This is a genomic window from Streptomyces sp. NBC_00209, from assembly GCF_045206345.1.
Taxonomy (GTDB): Bacteria; Actinomycetota; Actinomycetes; order Streptomycetales; family Streptomycetaceae; genus Streptomyces.
This window is the reverse complement of sequence record NZ_CP108121.1, coordinates 1,930,970-1,952,624: the sequence shown is the minus strand read 5'-3', so window position 1 is coordinate 1,952,624 and position 21,655 is coordinate 1,930,970. Positions and strand designations below refer to the sequence as shown.

Sequence of the window (21,655 nt, the reverse complement as noted above, 5' to 3'; positions counted from 1 at the left end):
AACCCCGTGACCGCGTCCGTACCCGCACCGCCCCGCCACCCCGCCCTGGCGACGACCGACCCCGAACTCGCCGCCCTCGTGGCCGCCGAGGAGCAGCTCCAGGCGGACACCCTCCGCCTGATCCCCAGCGAGAACTACGTCTCCGCCGCCGTGCTCGAAGCGTCCGGCACCGTGCTCCAGAACAAGTACTCCGAGGGCTACCCCGGCAAGCGCTACTACGAGGGCCAGCAGGTCATCGACCAGGTCGAGACACTGACCGCCGAGCGCGCCAAGGCCCTCTTCGCCATGGAGCACGCCAACGTCCAGCCGTACTCCGGCTCGCCCGCCAACCTCGCCGTCTACCTGGCCTTCCTCAAGCCCGGTGACACCGTGCTCGGCATGGCCCTGCCCATGGGCGGCCACCTCACGCACGGCTGGGGCGTCTCCGCCACCGGTACGTGGTTCAACGGCGTCCAGTACGGCGTGCGCCGGGACACCGGCCGCGTCGACCTGGACGAGGTCCGCGACCTGGCCCTCGCCGAGCGGCCGAAGCTGATCTTCTGCGGCGGCACCGCCGTGCCCCGCGAGATCGACTTCGCGGGCTTCGCGGAGATCGCCCGCGAGGTCGGCGCGGTCCTGGTCGCGGACATCGCCCACATCGCGGGCCTGGTCGCGGGCGGCGCCCACCCCTCGCCCGCGCCGCACGTGGACGTCGTCTCCACCACCACCCACAAGACCCTGCGCGGCCCGCGCGGCGCGATGCTCCTCAGCCGCGCCGAGCACGCCCGCGCCCTGGACCGCGCCGTCTTCCCCGGCCTCCAGGGCGGCCCGCACAACCAGACCACGGCCGCGATCGGCGTAGCCCTGAAGGAGGCGGCCACCCCGGAGTTCCGCACCTACGCCCACGCGGTGGTGGCCAACGCCCGCGCGCTGGGCGAGGAACTGGCGGCCCGGGGCTTCGACCTGGTCTCCGGCGGCACCGACAACCACCTGCTGCTGGTGGACCTCACCGGCAAGAACATCCCCGGCAAGCCTGCGGCCAAGGCCCTGGACCGGGCGGGCATCGTCGCCAACTACAACGCGGTGCCCTACGACCCGCGCAAGCCGTTCGATCCCTCCGGCATCCGCCTCGGGACGCCCGCGCTGACGTCGCGGGGCGTGCCCGTCTCGGAGATGGCCAGGATCGCGGAGTGGATCGACCGCGTGATCACGGGCGACGAGGACACGATCGGGAAGGTGCGCGCGGAGGTGAAGGAACTGATGGACGCGTATCCGGCCCCGGGCCTGCCGGTGGGGTGAGCCGCCGCGTACGACTGTGCCCCGCACCGGAGTTGTCCGGTGCGGGGCACGGTGTGTGGCTCAGCTCTGGGCGGCGTACGCGATGAACTCGTTCCACGTCGTGGGGGAGAGGGCGAGTTCGGGGCTGTGCTGGTCCTTCGAGTCCCGGACGTGCACGGCCGTGGGGCAGGTGGCGACCTCGACGCAGTTGTCCCCCTGAGAGCCGCTGTAGCTGGACTTGTGCCAGTCCATCGCCACCTCGACGCAGTTGTCTCCCTCAGAGCCGCTGTAACTGCTCTTGAACCAGGTCAGGCCAGACGTGCTCATAACGCTCCTCGCATTCGCTTCAGCAGGCTCAGCGAGTCCTCGGGAGTCAGAGCCTGTGAGCGCAGTTTCGCATAACGCTGCTGGAGCACGCTGATCTCCTTCGGATCGGAGATCAGCCGCCCGTTCTTCTGGCCCTCCGAGTAGGCGAACCAGCGGTGCTCGGGCGTTTCCGCCAGCACAATGGGGCCGTCAGTGCCCGCATGAGTCACCCGTCGCGTCGGCATAATCTGAAACTTCACGTTCCAGTTGCCCTCGATCAACTCGATCAGGTGATCCAGGAGTTCACGTGTGACGTCGTCTCCGCCCGTGTGCCGCTCCAGCACCGACTGCTCCACGATGAAGCTGAACGTCGTCGGCGGCTTCCGGTGGACGGACAGCAACTCCTGGCGGGCCAACCGCGCCGCGATCCGCTCCTCCAGCTCCTCCGGATCCGGCACTGGCGGGACGCTCAGGGTGACGGCCCGTGCGTACGCCTCGGTCTGCAACAGGCCGGGAATCACCCGGCAGTCATACGTGTAGAGGCTGATCGCCGTCGCCTCCAGGCGCGCCCACCGCACGAACCAGCTCGCGAGTCCGGCCTGCCGGGTCAGGTAGGGCGCGGCCTTGCGAAGGGCACCGGTGTTGCCGAGGACCGGTTCCGCGCTCTCCACGAAGCCCCGCTCCGGCATCCGACGCCCCTGCTCGATGGAGGCGATCGTGTGCTTCGAGTAGCCGACCCGTTTGCCGAACTCCTCGCGGCTGAGGCCCGCGTGTTCGCGTAGGGCATGGACGACCGCGCCGAAGGTGCGCAGACTGTCCGAAGCCTCCGGCTCCGTACCGCCCGCAGATCCCGTAACGCCGTCCGTGTTCCCGTAGGCCATCGTGGCCACCTTTCGCGCCGCCGCACCCCGTCGTACCGCTTCTGACTCGGTGTCATGGTCGAGGCGGGGGCTACGTACTGTCCACCAGGCGTGTGCGTACGCTGACGCAGCGTACGCGCTGCGGACCTGGTGCGAGCGGGTTTTTCGGCGTTGCGTGCGAAGGGCCACGCCGGGGCGTCGACCGCATGTACGTTCCCGCCATGGACATGGACAAAACGAGCGAGAACGCGGAGTCGCGGTTCTCCGCTCTCCTCGGCGGTGCGGCGCGTCTTCCGGGCGTACGGATCGACCGGCAGGCGTACCTCCGGACGGCGTTGCGCCGTCACTGCTCGGACGATGACGTACGCAGGGCGATCGAGGAGAGCCCGGCGGAGGCGGGCATACCTCTGGACGTCCTGGAACGGGTGGCGAACGAGGCGATCCGCTACGAGACCGCCAAGGTGAGTGCGATCTCGGCGGCCACCGGGCTCCCCGGCGCCCTCGCCATGCCCGCCACGGTGCCCGCCGATCTCGCTCAGTACGTCGGTCACATGCTGCGTATCGCGCAGAAGCTCGCCTACCTCTACAGCTGGCCCGATCTGTTCTCCGGCGAGGACGACGTCGATGACGCGACCAGGAGCGTGCTCACGCTCTTCTTCGGGGTGATGTTCGGGACCCAGTCCGCGAACGCGGCCGTGGGGAAGGTGGCCGAGGCGATATCCAAGGAGGTCGCCAAGAAGCTGCCGCAGAAGGCGCTGACCAAGGGTGTCGTCTATCCGGTCGTGAAGAAGATCGCCGCACACCTCGGCGTCAAGATGACGAAGCAGACCTTCGCCAAGTCCGTGTCCAAGGCCGTTCCCGTCGTCGGGGCCGTGGTGTCCGGCGGGTTCACCCTGGCGACCTTCCTCCCCATGGCGAAGCGGCTCAAGAAGCATCTCTCCGGCCTGCAACTCGCCGAACCGACCGGTCAGGTCATCGTGGGCGAGACCGTACCGCCCACGGACGAGGTGAACATCCCGAAGCAGGGCCGCGATTGGCGGCTCGTGCGGCGCCGGAAGGAAACCGAGGACTGATCGCCCGCTCGGACCTCGGGTCTCGGATCTCGGGTCCCGGGCGGTGTGTTCGGGGTGCGCTTGAGCTTCGAGATCCGAGACCCGAGCGGTGTTTTCATCCGGCGGGGAATATCAGGAAGGGGAAACCCTCCCACCCTCCCCATCCCGTCACGGCCAGCAAGTATGACTAATGGTGAGCGAGTTGCAGCGGAAAGTCGCGACTGCTTACGGTGCCCCCAACGAAACGACCCCGACGCGGTGTTCTCAGCACCGGCCGGGGTCTGACCCAAGATCGACCAAGGCAGAAAGTCCCGATCTCATGGCTGCCCAGCACTTTAGTCCCGCCCTGCCCGCGCCCGAAGCGCCGCGCCCGCACCGCACGGCCAAGTCCGGCTACGGCAAGCAGGCTGTTCCCGGTCAAGGCCCCTCCCGCCCCGCCGACTTCGCTTCCCTGCCCGAGCGCGAGCGGTACATCGCGGGCTACGTCGACCGCCTCGCCGAGGGCGCCGCCATGGACATCAAGTCGCTGGCCAAGGACCTCCCCCTGTACGGCCAGATGGCCATCGGCTCCGCCCTGCGCGCGCTCGCCGTGGCCGGACATCTGCGCCGCGTACGACGCCGGGTCGACGGCGAAGGCACGTGCCGGTGGGTGACGTACACGTACTGGTCCCGGACCGCCCACGACAACGAGTGGTGGACCGCCGCGCTCTCCGGCACGGCCGCCACCCCGGCCCCCGAGCCGGTGGCCGCACCCAGCCCGCCCGCGCCCGCGCGGCCGGAGGGACCTTCCCCCGCCTACCGCGCCCTCGCCGGACTCGGCCGCCGGGACCCCCGGCTGACGCTCTCCGCCGCCGACTGCGCCGCCCTGGAACCGCTCGCCGCCGCCTGGTTCGCACGCGGCGCGGGCGCCGAGCACCTGACGTCGGCCCTCACCGCCGGACTGCCGGAGCCCGTCACGCACCCGCTCGGCCTGGTGCGCCGCCGCCTCACGGACAAGATGCCGCCGCACGTCCCGGACGCGCCCCGCGCCGCGAACGGCCTCCGGGTCGAGTGCGTCGAATGCGGCCGCCCCGGCCCGACGGCCGCTCTACGGGACGGCCTCTGCCGCCCGTGCCGGGGCTCGCACGCACAGTCATCGGCCCCGGACCGAGCCCACGACATCGCGACCCACGTCGCCGGACTCCGGGGACTGATGCGGACACCCTGAACTGCGGGCCCCCGGGTGTGCGGGGCGGAGGTGCCGGTTCTCTCCGGCGGCCGCAGGGCGGCAACGGTGGGGCCGTCCGGGCTGGTCCGCACGGCGGAATCCGGACAGGACGGGAGGCGGCCTCTTCCCGGGTGAGGGGCCCTGTGACAGGCTTCGAGCGCTGAACGGGCTATCCGTCAGTTCCCCCGCAGGACACGGAGGCCCGAGACGACATGTCGACCACCTCGACACTCTGGTCCACACTGGAAGAGCGACTGCTTCCGGTCTTCGCGGACTACAGGTCACGACTGGCCGGTCTGCCCGTCGAGGTCAAGCGTGACCGCACACTCCTCACTAAGGCCGACATCGAGGTCCAGGAACTGGTCGTGGCCGCCATCCGCGACTTCGACGGCCCGGACGCCGTGGTGATCGCCGAGGAGGACGGGCGGGTCGGCCTCCGCTCCGAGGTGGCGGGCAGTGGCGGGCGTGTATGGGTCGTGGACCCGATCGACGGGACGGCGGAGTTCGTCCGGGGCGAGAGCGTGGAATTCTGCTCGGTCGTCTGTCTCCTGGAGGACTGGCGGCCCAGCGCCGCCTTCGTTCTGGCCCCCGAACTGGGAAGGGGGCGAGTGCCCGTCTCGGTTTCGGCCTGCGCTCGGACGTCCCGGTTGCGGGTGGACGGCCGCGAGGTCCCGTCCACCCGCCGGGCCGAGGCCGGAATGCGGATGTCGGTGACCCGGAGTCACGGCGAGGAGCGCCCCGCGTTCGACGCGGGCGCGCGCCGGGCCGGGTACGAACTCAAGACGCGCACCACCTCGCAGACTCTCGACATGCTGCGCACCGCCGTGGACATCGGCGACCGCACCACTCCGGCCATGGCGCCCTTCGACCTGTTCTGGCGGCGGAGTCAGAAACTGTGGGACGGCGCGGCCGGCTTGTGCCTGGCCGCCGCCGCCGGCCTGCGCAGTTGCGACGAGAGCGGCGAGCCGCTGACGCTGACGCCCGACTTCCTCTCGCAGGCGACTCCCACCTTCGCCGCCAACGTCACCGGACGGCCCGAAACCGTCACCTGGTTCCTTGAGGCCGAACGGGCATGAGGGGCCGCCAGGCCAACACGGACGTGGTCGTCGACGTCACCTCACTCATCGGTGCGGAGGAGTTCCTGCTGTCGCAGAATCGCCGCGACACGCCTGAGGATCCCTTCGCCCGGCAGTGCTTCGTGGAGATCGTCCAGTCCTTGATCTTCATGTCTCAGGTCTACGTAGCTCATCCGGTTCTGCACACGCCGGAGCCGAAGGACTTCGGTGAGCGCCCCTACCTGCTCCGTGCCCTGGTCGACGCCGGGCTGCTGCACCCCCTGTGTCTCGACCAGGCCCGGCAGGAAGCGTCAGCAGCTCTCGAAGCCTCCGCCGTGCATGACCTGCAGACCGTGCACGGCCTGACGAGCATGGCCCGATTCGTAGAGCAGGCATTCGTCTGCGACACCGCCGCCGCGGGTGGTCAGGATGCGCTCTCTTCTCGGATACGGGACTGGAGCGCGTTCCAGGAGCGTCAGGTCCGCCGTGTCACGGGACACCACGGCGAGCGCATATCCACCCACGACGGCGTGGAGGAGGACGCATTCGGCGTGTGGGCCAGGGCGGCAGCGGTCATGCTGGGGCAGGCCCTTGAGGGGATCGCCGCGCCGGCCCAGGGCGACTACCTCATGGCCACGCTGGCCCGGGGCATGAAGTACCGGGCCAGAGCGGAAGCCGCAGGCGTCTCCTACCAGTCACACCCGATGCGACGCGACTTCTCGTTGACCTTCGACATGACGCGCGAGGGGGCGGACGAGAGCCGGGTTCTGGACTTGATCCGGTCAGTGCGTGGCATCCACACCACGCTCAGCCGGGCAGCCGGCCCAGACGAAAGTCACCGGGTCCAGCTGCTCCAGCTCGAACTTCCCCTGCTCGGGGGGCGCCTGTGGGTGCCGAGTGAGACCGGAAGATGCGACGACCGGGGCTGGATTGAGCTGGTGGCGTCCCGCATCCGGCGATACCGCGACCGTGCCGCCGACCTGCGGGCCGCGGTGGAGCGCTGCGTCACGGACGAGGACTACGTGCGTCTCGCCCGCGACATCGAGGGCGTCAAGCGTCAGCTCCTGGAACGCCTCGGTCTGCGCAGGGCGGAGCTTTCCGCGGTGGAACGCGAGCTGATCGGCACAGTCGCGTCGGTGGGCGAGGTCGCCACCGGCGTGCCGATAGTCAGCGGACTGTGGTTCGGTGCACGCGCACTCGGCAAGCAGTTCTCCTTCGCGGGTGCGCAACCCTTCCAACGATTCCTCTACCGGGAGTTCGTCGGCGCCTGGAGGCGTGCCGGTCGGTAGGGCGGGCTCTGCCCCGGACGCGGGATCGCGGCGAAGGGCGACATCCGGTGCCGCCCACGCCCGGGGCGCGTACGCTCACCCGGAGTACGCGGGTGATCACTGGTGCGCGCCACGAACATACCGCCAGATTGTTGGCATGACACCACTGCCCACCGCGGCCGCCCCCCAAGCTCCGGCCACCGCAAAGGCGTTCACCCAACGCTTCAGCTCCACCCCGCGCGGCGCCCGGCTCGCCCGACGGCTCGCCCTGCACCAGCTCGACGCCTGGGGCGTGCCGTACGGCAGCACGGCGTCGGACACCGCCGCCGTGCTGGTCGCGGAACTCACCGCCAACGCCGTCACCCACGGCCGCGTCCCCGGCCGCGACTTCGAGCTGGCCGTCCGGCTCACCGGCCGGACCCTCCGCATCGAGGTCTCCGACGCCCGCGGCGAACGGCGGCCGCCCGCCGGGGGCGTGGCCGACCCGGCCCCGCTCGCCGAGGACGGGCGCGGGCTGCTCCTGGTGTCGGCGCTCGCCGACCGGTGGGAGGTGCTGGACCGCGTCCCGGTGGGCAAGACGATTGCGGCCGAGCTGGACCTGCCGGGCTGACGGCGCGGGACAGCCCCGGCCGTGCTCGGCCGGGGCTGTCTGAGGGCAGGGGCTCAGCCGGTGGTGAGCAGGCGCTGCCAGGTCGTGGGGCCGGTGATGCCGTCGGCGGTCAGCCGGTGGCCGCGCTGGAACGCGCGGACCGCGACGGCCGTGGCCTTGCCGTACGCGCCGTCGACGCCGATACGGGCGCCGTGCCGGCGCAACTGGGTCTGCAGTGCCCTGACCGGGGTGCCGTGCGCGCCGGTCCGCAAGGTGGGGGCGAGGCGCTGCCAGGTGGCCGGGCCCACGATGCCGTCGGCGCCGAGGCGGTGGCCGCGCTGGAACGCCTTCACCGCCCGGGCCGTGGCGGGGCCGTAGCGCCCGTCGGCCTTGACGCCCAGTAGCTGCTGGGCGGTGGCCACCGCGTGCCCCCGCGAGCCGGAGCGGAGAGTGGGCCAGGCCCGGCTCGCGGGCGCGGTCGAGCCGGTGGGGCGGTAGGTGATGTCCCAGTGGTTGCCCTCGCGGAGGTACTCGACGGTTCCGGCCACGCGCTTGGAGCCGCGGGTCGTACGTGAGTGGTTGACGATGTACTTGTTGATGCAGTCACCGAGCGCGATGTCGACCTTGTACCCCTTGCCGTGGGTGTAGGCGCCCTCGGTCTTGTGCGGCGGGATCTCGGCCGCACCGGTGATGACGATCCAGCAGTGGCTCGCGTGCCGCAGGTCGATCACTCCGTCGACGGTCGTCCTCCGGATGCCCTGGAAGCTGGTGCAGCCGTTCCGGTTCTTGTCCTCGCAACGCTTGCTGGCCCGCCAGGTGATGCCGGCCTGACGAAGCTTGGCCTTCGCCTGGGACGGGGTGTAGTAGGCGGACGCGGCCGGACGGGCGGTGGCGGTGCCGTGCCGTCCCGGGGTGGGGGACGTGGCCTCGGCGGCGGTGCCGAGCAGCAGGGTGGCGGCCGTCGCGGCGCCGACCGCGAGCGGGAACCAGCGGGTGGGGAGAAGCTGCGTACGGGACATGGTGTGCACTCCTTGCGTTGGTGTGGGTGTACGGGAACGGGCTGGGTCAGGCACCGCGCGGGGAGACGTAGCCGGAGATGCGGTGCGAGCGGGTCCTCGCCGTGCGGGGGTCGATGTTTTTGCGGAGGGTGACCTTGTCGCCGTAATTGCCGTCGACGGTGTCGATGCGCCCGTCGGCATGGACGGCGACGACGATCCCGACATGGCCGCCGGTCCGGTCGGCGGGCTCGCCCCACACGGCGATGTCGCCGGGCTTGGGGTGGGCGCTGTGGAAGAGCCCGTTGCGCTGCCCCCACAGCCCGACCGCGCGGGCGACGAGCGTCTTCGGCACCGACGAGTCCGGGACGCCCGCCTTCCGCCACGTCCACGAGGCGAACGCGGCGCACCACGCCGTGTGCGCGCAGTCCTTGAGATAGGTGCGGCAGCCGGACGGTTCGGAGACGCCGAGCTGGCCGCGCGCCGTGGCCACGATCCGCCCGCGCAGCGCGGAGACGTCACCGGACGGCCGCCCGGGGGTGGCGGTGGCGAGGAGCGCCGCCCAGGTGCGCGGTCCGGCCACCCCGTCGGCGGGCAGCCGGTGGCCCCGCTGGGCCGCTCGCAGCGCGTCGCCCGTTGCCGGGCCGAAGGTTCCGTCCCGGTCAAGGCGGTGGCCCTCCTGGACGAGCTGGCGCTGGAGCGCCCGTACGGCCCGGCCCTTTGCCCCGGACCGCAGGGTGACGGCCAAGGCCGCCCATGTCCGCCCGCCGACGACACCGTCCGGGGTCAGGTGGCGGGCCGACTGGAAGCCCTTCACGGCGCGGGTGGTCGCCGTCCCGAACACGCCATCCGCGGCCACCGGGCGCCCGGTCGCGGCGAGCAGGTCCTGGACGGTGGCGACGTCCGTACCGCGTGCCCCGGCCCGCAGCACGGGCCACGTCGCCGCGGCCCTCACGAAGGAGGCGTGCGAGGCCGGCGTGGCGGCCGCGATGGAGGGGGCCACGGGGGCGAGCAACGCACCGGACAGCGTGAGGGTCAGCAGGGCGCGGGAGAGAGCGCGAGGCCGGGTCACAGGGTTCTCCTTCGGGGTGGCCTCCACCGCACCGGGCACGGCGAACCACGCCGTGGCACGGCGAGGCAGCCCGTCTGGGGGCGGAGGGAGTGGGATGTGCGGTGCCGCGTCGGCGACCGCTGGACACAGATTGCCCCGCCGACCCGGGGGGCCTCTACCCTGCGCTGGGGGCCGTCTCATGCACCGCTGATTCAGCGGTCATACACGGCCCTGACCTGCTGTTTCGTAGCTGTGCATGTATATGGCGATCAAGGGATGGGCAGATGGGGCAACCCGATCAGGTGAATGCGGGGGCCGAGTTGTCCACGGTGCTCCGGCAGTGGTGGCAGGGCGAAGAGGTCGTGCTCAAGCAGGACTCCGTCGTGGGCAAGCTCAGGTCCCACGGAATCGAGATCACCCAGGCGACGCTGTCGCGGTACCTGGACCCGGCCAAGCCGTCGATCGCCCGGGAAGAGGTGGTCAGGGCGCTCCACGCGATCTTCCAGCGCCCACCGGAAGACCTGGCGCTCGCTCTCGGTCTGTGGGCGCGGGCCACCACGGAACGCACCGCCCGGAACCGGACCCCGGAGACGCCCCCGGCCGAACCCGGCCCCGCCCTTGCCCCGCCGCTTGCGCCGGGCCGTCCCGCGCGCGGACGGCGCCACGGTCTGGCGGCCGCCGCCCTCGTCCTCCTCGGCGCCGGTGCCCTGTGGCTGGCCGCCCCCTGGGAGAGCGCGCGCCACTCGGACGACGATGCGCCGGCCGCCGCGACCCGGTCGGCAGGGGCCCTCGCCGTCTGCGAAGGGGAGGCGTGCACCGGACTGGAGCCCAACTACACGGTGTGCCGCAACGACGCGGTCACCGCCTTCGTCGACGCCGACACGGTGATCGGAGTCGAGCTCCGCTACAGCCCGAGGTGCAAAGCGGCCTGGGCCAGAATCAGCCAGACCCACCCTGGAGACATCGCCCGGATCACCGACCTCGAAGGGCGGACCCAGAAGCGAGCCCAGATCAGCGGGCACACCGCCCACTCCTGGATGCTGCCGGCCGCCCACCCCCGGGACGTCACGGCCTGTGCCGTGCTCGCGGCGCGGACCATCTGCGCCAACATCCCCACCAGCGCCGCCCGCTGACACAAAAAAGCGCTGACCGACATTTCTGTGGGTCAGCGCTTCTGTGGCACTTCCTGCGAAGTGCCCCCGGCAGGATTCGAACCTGCGCACCCGGCTCCGGAGGCCGATGCTCTATCCCCTGAGCTACGGGGGCGTATCGCTGTGCTGCTCTGCGACGGGTGAAACACTACCAGCTCCGACGGGGTGCCCGTGAACAGGTATTCCGCGTCATCGCGTGACGGTGCGCGCCCCCTCGTACACACATCCGGCCATCCTTACGGGGCCTCCTCCGGGGGCGGAAGTGGGCAAAACCCGGACGCAGCCCTTCCGGCGCGCCTACTCTCGAAGGGTGTCTGGGGCATGCGGCCGCGTGCTTGTTGTCGACGACAACAAGGTCATCCGGCAGTTGATCAGGGTCAATCTCGAGCTGGAGGGCTTCGAGGTCGTGACCGCGGGCGATGGTGTCGAGTGTCTGGATCTCGTGCACCGGGTCCGGCCCGACGTGATCACGCTCGACGTGGTCATGCCCCGGCTCGACGGCCTCCAGACCGCCACCCGGCTGCGGTCCGACCCGCGCACCCGGCATCTGCCGCTCGCGATCGTCAGCGCCTGCACGCCGTACGAGGTGGACAGCGGGGTCGCCGCCGGGGTCGACGCGTTCCTCGCCAAGCCCTTCGAGCCGACCGAGCTGGTACGGCTCGTGCGTCGGCTGATGGAGCGCGGCCGGCCCGCCGCGCTCGACGGTGGGGCGGGTGCCGGGCGGGCGGAGAGCGCCGCCGGCTGACCGCATGGCGAAACCGGTTCGCGAAGGGGCCCCCTCCCTCCCCTACGCTTGTCCCGTGACCCCCGTCGATCTCTCCACGACCGTGCTGCACGCCGTGCGCCGCGCGGTCCGCGAGGACGCCCTGCACGCGCCCGTTCCCGCGCGCGTACGGGTGGAGAGGACCCGGCCCGGCGGGCGCGGCGACTACGCCAGCGCCGTCGCGCTCCAGCTCGCCGGACCCGCCGGGCTCCACGCCCGCGAGGTCGCCGAGATCCTGCGCGACCGGCTCGCCGGAGCCCCCGGGGTCGCCGGGGTCGAGATCACCGGACCCGGCTTCCTCAACTTCACGCTCGACACCGCCACCGGCGCCGCCGCCCACCGCGACCTCGTCCACCGGGTGCGGGAGCAGGGGGAGCGGTACGGGTACGGGGACGCCCTCGCCGGACAGCGGCTGCGGCTCGTCCACGCCCGCGAGGTCCGGGCCGCCGTCACCGCCGACGCCGTCCGCCGCCTGCTGGCCGCCCAGGGTGCCGACGTACACCTCAGCTGCGACGGGGAGCCGGACCCGGCCTGGACGCGGCTCGGGGTGAGCGCGGAGGCGTCCGACGCCCAGGCGGAAACCCTTGTGCGTCCCGTCCCCGCCGGGGACACCGCCGCCGCCCTGCTCGACCGCCTCGGCCCCGACGCCGCCCGCTGGGGCCTGCTCCGGCCAGCCGCGCACGACCGTGCCCCCCTGGGGAACGAACTGCTCGCGCAGACCGAGGCCAACGGCCTCTTCCGCGTCCGCTACGCACACGCCCGCGCTCGCGCCGTGCTCCGGGGCGCGCACCGGCTCGGCCTCACCGTCGCCGGGCCCGGCGAGGGCATCGACGCCACCGGGGCCACCGCCCTGCTCACGCTGATCGACGCGCACCCCGCCGTCCTCGCGGGCGCGGCCCGCCACCGCGCCCCCGACCGGCTCGCCCGGCACCTCGACGCGGTCGCCGCCGCCTTCTTCGACTTCCACGACGCCGCCCCACCGCTCCCCGTCGGGGACGAGAAACCCTCGGCCGCCCACCGCTCCCGGACGGCCCTCGCCGAAGCCGCCGGGACGGTGCTGGCCGGCGGCCTGTCCCTGCTCGGCGTCAGCGCGCCCGAACACCTCTGAGCACCCGAGAGAGCAGAGCCACACGATGAGCCGATCCGCACACCCCGCCGGACCCCGTCACGCCGACGTCATGTCCGAGGGCCACTACCTCGCCCCCGCCGACGACCTCAACGTCCTGGACGAGAAGGTGTGGTCCCACACCGTCACCCGAGACGAGCACGGAGCCCTGACCGTCGGCGGGCTCGCCGTCTCCCGCCTCGCCGAGGAGTTCGGCACCCCCGCCTACTTCCTGGACGAGACCGACTTCCGGGCCCGCTGCCGCGCCTGGTCCGACGCCTTCGGGCCCGGGGCCGACGTCTTCTACGCGGGCAAGGCGTTCCTCTCCCGGGCCGTCGTGCGCTGGCTCAAGGAGGAGGGGCTCAACCTCGACGTCTGCTCGGCCGGCGAGCTGGCCACCGCGCTCGACGCCGGGATGCCCGCCGAGCGCATCGCCCTCCACGGCAACAACAAGACCGTCGACGAGATCGAGCGCGCCGTCACGGCGGGCGTCGGGCGCATCGTCCTGGACTCCTTCCAGGAGATCGCCCGCGTCGCCCACGTCGCGCAGGGCCTCGGCAAGCGCCAGCGCGTCCAGATCCGGGTGACCGTCGGCGTCGAGGCGCACACCCACGAGTTCATCGCCACCGCCCACGAGGACCAGAAGTTCGGCATCGCGCTCGCCGGGGGACAGGCCGCCGAGGCCGTGCGCCGGGCGCTCACCCTGGACGGGCTCGAACTCGTCGGCATCCACTCCCACATCGGGTCCCAGATCTTCGACATGGCCGGCTTCGAGGTCTCCGCCCGCCGCGTCGTGCAGCTGCTCGCCGAGGTGCGCGACGAGCACGGCGTCGAACTGCCCGAGATCGACCTCGGCGGCGGCCTCGGCATCGCGTACACCTCCGAGGACGACCCGCGCGAACCGCACGAGATCGCCAAGTCGCTCGGCGACATCGTGACCCGCGAGTGCGAGGCCGCCGGGCTCGCCACCCCCCGCATCTCCGTCGAGCCCGGCCGCGCCATCGTCGGCCCGACCGCCTTCACGCTGTACGAGGTCGGCACGATCAAGCCGCTGGAGGGCCTGCGCACCTACGTGAGCGTCGACGGCGGCATGTCGGACAACATCCGGACCGCGCTGTACGACGCCGAGTACAGCGTCGCGCTCGTCTCGCGGACCTCGGACGCCGAACCGATGCTCGTCCGGGTCGTCGGCAAGCACTGCGAGAGCGGCGACATCGTGGTCAAGGACGCCTTCCTGCCGGCGGACCTGGCCCCCGGCGACCTGATCGCCGTGCCCGCCACCGGCGCGTACTGCCGCTCCATGGCGAGCAACTACAACCACGCCCTGCGCCCGCCGGTCGTCGCCGTGCGGGACGGGGAGGCGCGGGTGATCGTCCGGCGCGAGACGGAGGAAGATCTCCTGCGTCTCGATGTCGGCTGACGCCGAATTTCCGGGGGCGTACCACGCTATCCCCGTAAACATCTCAGGATCCGGACGGGGGGCGGGAACCCCCGTCCGGTGAGTGAGACTGGTCCGTACTACAGGTGTAAAGGAAACGAGGTCGGATGATGCGTACGCGTCCGCTGAAGGTGGCGCTGCTGGGCTGTGGTGTGGTCGGCTCAGAGGTGGCGCGCATCATGACGACGCACGCCGACGACCTCGCCGCGCGCATCGGCGCGCCGGTGGAGCTCGCCGGTGTCGCCGTCCGCCGGCCCTCCAAGGTGCGCGAGGGCATCGACCCCGCCCTGATCACCACGGACGCCACCGCCCTCGTCAAACGCGGCGACATCGACGTCGTCATCGAGGTCATCGGCGGCATCGAGCCCGCCCGCACGCTGATCAGGACCGCCTTCGAGCACGGCGCGAGCGTCGTCTCCGCGAACAAGGCCCTGCTCGCCGAGGACGGCGCGGCCCTGCACGCCGCCGCCGAACAGCACGGCCGGGACCTCTACTACGAGGCCGCGGTGGCCGGTGCCATCCCGCTCGTACGGCCGCTGCGCGAGTCCCTGGCCGGCGACAAGGTCAACCGGGTGCTCGGCATCGTCAACGGCACCACCAACTTCATCCTCGACAAGATGGACACCAGCGGCGCCGGCTACTCCGAGGCGCTGGACGAGGCCACCGCCCTCGGTTACGCGGAGGCCGACCCCACCGCCGACGTGGAGGGCTTCGACGCCGCCGCGAAGGCCGCGATCCTCGCCGGGATCGCCTTCCACACCCGGGTCCGCATCGGCGACGTGCACCGCGAGGGCATCACCGAGGTCACCGCCGCCGACATCGCCTCCGCCCGCCGCATGGGCTGCACCGTCAAGCTCCTCGCCATCTGCGAGCGCGCCGCCGACGGTGCCTCCGTGACGGCCCGCGTGCACCCCGCGATGATCCCGCTCAGCCACCCGCTCGCCTCGGTGCGCGAGGCGTACAACGCGGTGTTCGTGGAGGCCGAGGCGGCCGGGCAGCTGATGTTCTACGGCCCCGGCGCGGGCGGGGCGCCCACCGCGTCCGCCGTCCTCGGCGACCTCGTGGCCGTCTGCCGCAACAAGCTCAACGAGGCCCCCGGGCCCGGCGAGTCCGCGTACACGCGGCTGCCGGTGAGCCCCATGGGCGAGGTCGTCACGCGGTACCACATCAGCCTCGACGTGGCCGACAAGCCGGGCGTGCTCGCCCAGGTCGCGACGGTCTTCGCCGACCAGGGCGTATCCATCGATACGGTCCGCCAGCAGAGCCGGCCGGACAGCCAGGAAACCGACGGCGAGGCATCTCTCGTCGTCGTCACCCACCGCGCGCCAGACGCCGCCCTCTCCGGGACCGTCGAAGCGCTGCGCAAGCTCGACACCGTGCGCGGTGTCGCCAGCATCATGCGTGTTGAAGGGGAGTAAGGACCCATGACCACCAAGGGCACCCACCAGTGGCGCGGCATCATCGAGGAGTACCGGGACCGTCTCCCGGTCACGAGCACGACGTCGGTCGTCACGCTCCGTGAGGGCGGTACGCCGCTCGTCCCCGCTCAGGTCCTCTCCGAGCGCACGGGCTGCGAGGTGCACCTCAAGGTCGAGGGCGCCAACCCCACCGGGTCCTTCAAGGACCGCGGCATGACCATGGCCATCACCCGGGCCAAGGAGGAGGGCGCGCAGGCCGTCATCTGCGCCTCCACCGGCAACACCTCCGCCTCGGCCGCCGCCTACGCGGTCCGGGCCGGCATGGTCTGCGCGGTCCTCGTGCCGCAGGGCAAGATCGCGCTCGGCAAGATGGGCCAGGCGCTCGTGCACGGTGCCAAGATCCTCCAGGTCGACGGCAACTTCGACGACTGCCTCACGCTGGCCCGCTCGCTCTCGGACAACTACCCGGTCGCGCTGGTCAATTCGGTCAACCCGGTCCGTATCGAGGGCCAGAAGACCGCCGCGTTCGAGATCGTCGACGCGCTCGGCGACGCCCCGGACATCCACGTCCTCCCGGTCGGCAACGCGGGCAACATCACCGCGTACTGGAAGGGCTACACCGAGTACGCCGGGGACGGCATGGCCGCGCACAAGCCGCGCATGTGGGGCTTCCAGGCGTCCGGCTCCGCGCCCATCGTGCGCGGCGAGGTCGTCAAGGACCCGTCGACCATCGCCACCGCGATCCGGATCGGCAACCCGGCCTCCTGGAACTACGCGCTGGCCGCGCGGGACGAGTCGGGCGGCTTCATCGATGAGGTCACGGACCGTCAGATCCTGTCCGCGTACCGGCTGTTGGCCTCCCAGGAGGGCGTCTTCGTGGAGCCCGCCTCGGCCGCGTCCGTCGCCGGACTGCTCAAGGCCGCCGAGGAGGGCAAGGTCGACCCCGGCCAGCGCATCGTCTGCACGGTGACCGGGAACGGCCTCAAGGACCCCGACTGGGCCGTCGCGGGCGCCCCGCAGCCCGTCACCGTCCCGGTCGACGCGGCCGCCGCCGCCGAGAAGCTGGGCCTGGCGTAAGCACGTAACGCGTCACCCCCCGGGCCGGTCCGGACGACGGCCCGGGGGAACCGCGCGACGACTCGTCAGAAAGGGCGTCCTACCGGCCCCTTTCCGGCAACAAGAGCGCACCGCGGGGGTGCGACACGCATCGTGCGCCTCCCGTGCGCCCTATGTCGCCACAGAACCTTCCTTCGATAAGCTGTACCCAACCCGCCCCGCCGCATCTGCCGGGGTGTCCCCGGGCCGTTGCGGCTCCCCCAAAGAATCCCCGCCCGCAGCCCCCGGAATCCCCGCCGCCTCACAAGGAGAGTCGTCACAGCGATGGCCGGTCCCGCCTTCCGAGCCGCCGCCGTCCGGGTGCGCGTCCCCGCGACCAGCGCCAACCTGGGCCCCGGTTTCGACGCCCTCGGCCTGTCGCTCGGCCTGTACGACGACGTCGTCGTCCGCGTCGCCGACTCCGGACTGCACATCGACATCGCCGGTGAGGGCGCGGACACCCTGCCCCGCGACGAGAAGCACCTGCTCGTACGGTCCCTGCGCACCGCCTTCGACCTGCTCGGCGGACAGCCGCGCGGCCTGGAGATCGTCTGTGCCAACCGCATCCCGCACGGACGCGGCCTCGGCTCCTCCTCCGCCGCCATCTGCGCCGGAATCGTCGCCGCCCGCGCCGTGACGACCGGCGGCGACGCCCGGCTGGACGACGCCGCGCTGCTGGAGCTCGCCACCGAGATCGAGGGCCACCCCGACAACGTCGCGGCCTGCCTGCTCGGCGGATTCACGCTCGCCTGGATGGACGGCGCCTCCGCCCGCGCGATCAGGATGGACCCCGCTGACTCCATCGTTCCGGTGGTCTTCGTCCCCGGCAAGCCGGTGCTCACCGAGACCGCCCGCGGACTCCTGCCGCGCACCGTCCCGCACGTCGACGCCGCGTTCAACGCCGGCCGTGCCGCGCTCCTCGTAGAGGCCCTGACCAGGCGCCCCGAGCTGCTGCTCACGGCCACCGAGGACCGGCTGCACCAGGACTACCGCGCGCCCGCCATGGCCGAGAGCGTCGAACTCGTCGGCCGGCTGCGCGCCGAGGGCGTCCCCGCCGTCATCTCCGGCGCGGGACCGACCGTGCTGGCCCTGGCCGGGGACGGCGACGCGGACAAGGTCGCCCGACTGGCGGGTGAGGGATGGGCGGCCAACCGGCTCGCTCTCGACGCGCAGGGCGCCAGCGTCCTGCCACTGGCCCCGTAGCCCGCGAGGCCGCCGGGCGAGAAGTGATTGCCGGTGAGGGAGAGGGGGAATGTTTGTTGGAGCCGGTAGTGTTAATCTCAAGTCTGCAATCGACGTCCAAGAGGCGCGTTGCTTCGTGTCCCCTTCGGGACCACCATTTCTTCCGGGAGCCTCCCCAACTGCCTGAGCAGCCTGCCTGAGCAGTTGCGAGCACGCTCCGGAACCGGCACGACACCCCTCGCTCGTCCAGGAGTGGGCCGAGCAGGGGGATGCTCGCGCCGGGCACACGCACACCTCATCTCTCCGCCGTTCCATCCGGCGGACCACCGCCCCGGCACGGGCCGCACCAACCGAGGACCGCAGCCGGACAGCACAACCGGTCGCCGAGCCAGAAGGCCGACGTCCGCTCCAGGGAAGGACCCTTCGTGAGCGACACCACCGATCTGATGGGCGTGACTGCCGACAAGAGCGTCGACAGCGCCGCGCCCGCCGAAGGTGCTGCCACTGGCACCACCGCACGGCGCCGCCGCTCCGGCACCGGCCTTGACGGCATGGTCCTGGCCGAGCTGCAGCAGGTCGCGTCCGGCCTCGGCATCAAGGGCACCGCGCGGATGCGCAAGAGCCAGCTGATCGAGGTCATCAAGGAGGCCCAGGCCGGCAGCGGCTCCTCCGCCTCCAAGGCCAAGGCCGCCGCGGCCCCCGCCGAGGGTGCCGAGACCAAGCCGAAGCGCCGCGCCACCTCCAAGGCGCGCACCGCCGACGAGGCCCCGGCCGCCGCGCCCGCCGACAAGGCCACGGCCCAGCAGCAGATCGACATCCCGGGCCAGCCGGCCAGCGACGACCAGCCCGCGGGCGAGCGCCGTCGCCGCCGCGCCACCGCGCAGGCGGGCAGCCCGGAGAGCAAGCCGGACGCCAAGGCGCAGACCAAGGACCGCGCCCAGGACGAGCCGAAGCAGGAGCAGAAGCACGAGGCGCCCGCCGAGGACCGCTCCGCCGACTCCAAGGCCGAGTCCGGCGCGGACAACGCCGAGGGCCGCCGGGGCGACCGCGGCGACCGCCAGCGCGGGGACCGCGGGGGCGAGCAGCGCCGCGACCGCCAGCGCGACCGTCAGCGCGGCAAGGGCGACGACCAGGGCGGCAACCGGCGCCAGGGCCAGGGCGGCGGCGGCCAGAACCAGGGCGGCAACAACGGCCCGCAGGACGACTTCGACGACGACGGCAGCCGGCGCGGCCGTCGCGGGCGCTACCGCGACCGCCGGGGCCGTCGTGGGCGCGAGGAGTTCGCCGACGCCCCGCCCGTCACCGACGACGACGTCCTGATCCCCGTCGCGGGCATCCTGGACATCCTCGACAACTACGCGTTCATCCGGACCTCCGGCTACCTGCCCGGCCCGAACGACGTGTACGTCTCGCTCGCCCAGGTCCGCAAGAACGGCCTGCGCAAGGGCGACCACGTCACCGGTGCGGTGCGCCAGCCCAAGGACGGCGAGCGCCGCGAGAAGTTCAACGCGCTGGTCCGCCTCGACACGGTCAACGCCGGGGCGCCCGAATCGGGCCGCGGCCGGCCCGAGTTCCAGAAGCTGACCCCGCTCTACCCGCAGGACCGGCTCCGCCTGGAGACCGACTCCAACGTCCTGACGACGCGGATCATCGACCTGGTCGCCCCCATCGGCAAGGGCCAGCGCGGTCTGATCGTGGCCCCGCCGAAGACCGGTAAGACCATGATCCTCCAGGCCATCGCCAACGCGATCACGGTCAACAGCCCCGAGTGCCACCTGATGGTCGTCCTCGTGGACGAGCGTCCGGAAGAGGTCACCGACATGCAGCGGTCGGTGAAGGGCGAGGTCATCTCCTCGACCTTCGACCGCCCCGCCGAGGACCACACCACGGTCGCCGAGCTGGCCATCGAGCGCGCCAAGCGCCTCGTGGAGCTGGGCCACGACGTGGTCGTCCTGCTGGACTCGATCACCCGCCTGGGACGCGCGTACAACCTCGCCGCCCCGGCCTCCGGCCGCATCCTGTCCGGTGGTGTCGACTCGACCGCGCTCTACCCGCCGAAGCGCTTCTTCGGTGCCGCGCGCAACATCGAGGACGGCGGCTCGCTGACCATCCTGGCCACCGCGCTGGTCGAGACCGGCTCGCGCATGGACGAGGTGATCTTCGAGGAGTTCAAGGGCACCGGCAACATGGAGCTCAAGCTCGACCGCAAGCTCTCCGACAAGCGGATCTTCCCGGCGGTGGACGTCGACGCGTCCTCCACCCGCAAGGAGGAAATCCTGCTCGGCAGCGAGGAGTTGGGGATCGTCTGGAAGCTGCGCCGGGTGCTTCACGCGCTCGACCAGCAGCAGGCCATCGAGCTCCTGCTCGACCGGATGAAGAAGACCCAGTCGAACGCGGAGTTCCTGCTCCAGATCCAGAAGACGACGCCGGCCCCGGGCAACAACGACTAGTCGTCGCCCTCCGGCAGCACACAGGGCCGCCCCCGCACTTCCGGTGCGGGGGCGGCCCTGTGCCGTACACCGTTGCCGTTCCGAGACCTTCGCCACACGGGCGCCGTCGCGCGGGACCCTCGTACAACCGTCGTGCGCGCCACGAAACCGCAGGTGAGCACCGGAATGCCGGCCGTTCCCGCCCCCGGGTGAGCCGTTCCCGGCCCACCCGGGGGCCCCAGCCGCCTGTGCCACGCTTCTTGTCGCCGCCGAAGCAAGGGGGTAGCCGACGGAACGAGGGAGACGCATGAGCGAGCGAAGCGGGAGCAGCGGCCGAATACGGGCCACCGGCAAGCGCCGGAAGAAACCGTCCCGCGGCCGCAGGGCCTCGCGGATAGCCGTCTGGAGCCTGGCCGGCGCGGTCGTCGTGGGCGGTGCGGGCCTCGGTTACGCGTACGTCCACCTCAACGGCAACCTCCAGGCCGTCGACATCGACACCGCGCTCGGCAAGGACCGCCCCGAGAACGTCGACAACGGCTCCGAGGACATCCTCGTCCTGGGCTCCGACTCCCGCTCCGGCGCGAACGGCGAGTACGGCGAGGACGGCGGAGCGGCCCGCTCCGACACCGCGATGGTCGTCCACGTCAACAAGGGGCACCGGACCGCGAGTGTGGTCTCCATCCCGCGCGACACCCTCGTCACCCGGCCCGACTGCACCGGCGACGCCAGCGGCGATCCGGTGGCCGGGCAGCAGCGCGCCATGTTCAACACGGCGTACGAGGTCGGCGGGCCGGCCTGCGCGGTCAAGACCGTGGAATCCATGTCCGGCATCCGCATGGACCACTACGTCGAGGTGGACTTCACCGGCTTCAAGAAGCTGATCGACAAGCTCGGCGGCGTCGGGATCACCACCACCGAGCCGATCGACGACCCCGACAGCCATCTGGACCTCGAACCCGGCACCCACACCCTGGACGGCGAGCAGTCCCTCGGCCTGGTCCGCACCCGGCACAGCGTCGGCGACGGCAGCGACCTCGGCCGCATCCAGCTCCAGCAGGCGTTCATCAAGGCGCTGATGCAGCAGGTCAAGAGCGTGGGCGTGTTCGACGGCACCAAGCTCTACGGGATCGCGGACACCGCCACCAAGGCGGTCACCACCGACTCCGACCTCGGCTCGGTCACCGAGCTCGCGGGCTTCGCCAAGGGCCTCAAGGGCCTCGGCTCCGACGACGTGAACATGGTGACCCTGCCCGTCCAGTACGACCCCGCCGACCCCAACCGCGTCATCCCGCTGGAGAAGGCCGACCAGCAGGTCTGGGACGCGCTGCACGCCGACAAGCCGGTCCCCGCCTCCGCGACGAAGCAGTCGGCGGGCGACAAGGGCGACGCGGGCAAGATCGTCCGGTGACCCGGACCCCCGGCCGGGTCCGGGGG

At 71.9% G+C, this 21,655-nt stretch carries 19 protein-coding genes and 1 tRNA gene; 15 read left to right on the top strand and 5 right to left on the bottom strand.

Translation table 11 applies throughout. The features are described from left to right. The first annotated feature begins 6 nt into the window (after nucleotides 1-6). A complete protein-coding gene (glyA, locus tag OG867_RS08450) occupies nucleotides 7-1,278 on the top strand; it encodes a serine hydroxymethyltransferase (protein WP_406284004.1) in 1,272 nt (423 codons plus the stop codon). Nucleotides 1,279-1,338: 60 nt separating this feature from the next. On the opposite strand, the gene OG867_RS08445 is transcribed toward glyA, so the two are convergent. Further along, complete coding sequence (locus tag OG867_RS08445; protein WP_406284002.1) at nucleotides 1,339-1,584, bottom strand: DUF397 domain-containing protein; 246 nt, start codon at nucleotides 1,582-1,584, stop codon at nucleotides 1,339-1,341. Next, nucleotides 1,581-2,444 carry a helix-turn-helix domain-containing protein gene (locus tag OG867_RS08440; RefSeq protein ID WP_406290837.1) on the bottom strand — a complete coding sequence of 288 codons (864 nt, stop codon included), beginning with the start codon at nucleotides 2,442-2,444 and terminating at the stop codon, nucleotides 1,581-1,583. Before OG867_RS08440 ends, OG867_RS08445 begins: the two co-directional genes overlap by 4 nt. Before the next feature lie 200 nt (nucleotides 2,445-2,644). Here OG867_RS08440 and OG867_RS08435 point away from each other — a divergent pair, with 200 nt between their 5' ends. From OG867_RS08435 to OG867_RS08415, 5 genes are all read left to right on the top strand, one after another. Next, nucleotides 2,645-3,496 carry a hypothetical protein gene (locus OG867_RS08435; RefSeq protein ID WP_406284000.1) on the top strand — a complete coding sequence of 284 codons (852 nt, stop codon included), beginning with the start codon at nucleotides 2,645-2,647 and terminating at the stop codon, nucleotides 3,494-3,496. Between the two features lie 298 nt (nucleotides 3,497-3,794). Then, complete coding sequence (locus tag OG867_RS08430) at nucleotides 3,795-4,682, top strand: MarR family transcriptional regulator (RefSeq protein ID WP_406283998.1); 888 nt, start codon at nucleotides 3,795-3,797, stop codon at nucleotides 4,680-4,682. Between the two features lie 212 nt (nucleotides 4,683-4,894). After that, nucleotides 4,895-5,758, top strand: coding sequence for an inositol monophosphatase family protein (locus OG867_RS08425; RefSeq protein ID WP_406283996.1), 864 nt, complete (start codon nucleotides 4,895-4,897; stop codon nucleotides 5,756-5,758). A 23-nt stretch (nucleotides 5,759-5,781) separates the two neighbouring features. Further along, nucleotides 5,782-7,026 carry a hypothetical protein gene (locus tag OG867_RS08420; protein ID WP_406283994.1) on the top strand — a complete coding sequence of 415 codons (1,245 nt, stop codon included), beginning with the start codon at nucleotides 5,782-5,784 and terminating at the stop codon, nucleotides 7,024-7,026. A gap of 136 nt (nucleotides 7,027-7,162) precedes the next feature. Next, nucleotides 7,163-7,615 (top strand): ATP-binding protein, encoded by a 453-nt coding sequence (locus OG867_RS08415; RefSeq protein ID WP_406283992.1) that lies wholly within the window; start codon nucleotides 7,163-7,165, stop codon nucleotides 7,613-7,615. Between the two features lie 53 nt (nucleotides 7,616-7,668). Here the strand turns inward: OG867_RS08415 and OG867_RS08410 are convergent, their stop codons facing one another. Together OG867_RS08410 and OG867_RS08405 are read right to left on the bottom strand one after the other, a co-directional pair. Beyond that, entirely contained in the window at nucleotides 7,669-8,613 is a 945-nt protein-coding gene (locus tag OG867_RS08410) for a peptidoglycan-binding protein (RefSeq protein ID WP_406283990.1), read from the bottom strand. 46 nt (nucleotides 8,614-8,659) lie between these two features. Beyond that, nucleotides 8,660-9,661, bottom strand: coding sequence for a peptidoglycan-binding protein (locus tag OG867_RS08405; protein ID WP_406283988.1), 1,002 nt, complete (start codon nucleotides 9,659-9,661; stop codon nucleotides 8,660-8,662). Between the two features lie 263 nt (nucleotides 9,662-9,924). Here OG867_RS08405 and OG867_RS08400 point away from each other — a divergent pair, with 263 nt between their 5' ends. After that, nucleotides 9,925-10,773 (top strand): DUF2690 domain-containing protein, encoded by an 849-nt coding sequence (locus OG867_RS08400; protein WP_406283986.1) that lies wholly within the window; start codon nucleotides 9,925-9,927, stop codon nucleotides 10,771-10,773. A 61-nt stretch (nucleotides 10,774-10,834) separates the two neighbouring features. Here OG867_RS08400 and OG867_RS08395 read toward each other — a convergent pair. After that, nucleotides 10,835-10,906 (bottom strand) — tRNA-Arg (locus OG867_RS08395). Nucleotides 10,907-11,122: 216 nt separating this feature from the next. Between OG867_RS08395 and OG867_RS08390 the strand changes: the two genes are divergently transcribed. From OG867_RS08390 to OG867_RS08355, 8 genes are all read left to right on the top strand, one after another. Then, entirely contained in the window at nucleotides 11,123-11,536 is a 414-nt protein-coding gene (locus OG867_RS08390) for a response regulator (protein WP_328904465.1), read from the top strand. Nucleotides 11,537-11,591: 55 nt separating this feature from the next. Continuing rightward, entirely contained in the window at nucleotides 11,592-12,662 is a 1,071-nt protein-coding gene (nrtL, locus tag OG867_RS08385) for an ArgS-related anticodon-binding protein NrtL (protein ID WP_406283984.1), read from the top strand. Between the two features lie 25 nt (nucleotides 12,663-12,687). Continuing rightward, complete coding sequence (gene lysA, locus OG867_RS08380; RefSeq protein WP_328902415.1) at nucleotides 12,688-14,079, top strand: diaminopimelate decarboxylase; 1,392 nt, start codon at nucleotides 12,688-12,690, stop codon at nucleotides 14,077-14,079. Nucleotides 14,080-14,204: 125 nt separating this feature from the next. Continuing rightward, a complete protein-coding gene (locus OG867_RS08375; protein ID WP_328902416.1) occupies nucleotides 14,205-15,515 on the top strand; it encodes a homoserine dehydrogenase in 1,311 nt (436 codons plus the stop codon). Nucleotides 15,516-15,521: 6 nt separating this feature from the next. Then, the gene (thrC, locus tag OG867_RS08370; RefSeq protein ID WP_406283981.1) at nucleotides 15,522-16,592 is read left to right on the top strand and encodes a threonine synthase; all 1,071 of its coding nucleotides are present in this window, start codon (nucleotides 15,522-15,524) and stop codon (nucleotides 16,590-16,592) included. A 303-nt stretch (nucleotides 16,593-16,895) separates the two neighbouring features. Continuing rightward, nucleotides 16,896-17,813 (top strand): homoserine kinase, encoded by a 918-nt coding sequence (gene thrB, locus OG867_RS08365; protein WP_018102647.1) that lies wholly within the window; start codon nucleotides 16,896-16,898, stop codon nucleotides 17,811-17,813. 404 nt (nucleotides 17,814-18,217) lie between these two features. Continuing rightward, nucleotides 18,218-20,242 (top strand): transcription termination factor Rho, encoded by a 2,025-nt coding sequence (gene rho / locus OG867_RS08360; RefSeq protein ID WP_406283979.1) that lies wholly within the window; start codon nucleotides 18,218-18,220, stop codon nucleotides 20,240-20,242. Between the two features lie 286 nt (nucleotides 20,243-20,528). Beyond that, a complete protein-coding gene (locus OG867_RS08355; RefSeq protein ID WP_406283977.1) occupies nucleotides 20,529-21,629 on the top strand; it encodes an LCP family protein in 1,101 nt (366 codons plus the stop codon). The last annotated feature ends 26 nt before the right edge of the window (nucleotides 21,630-21,655 follow it).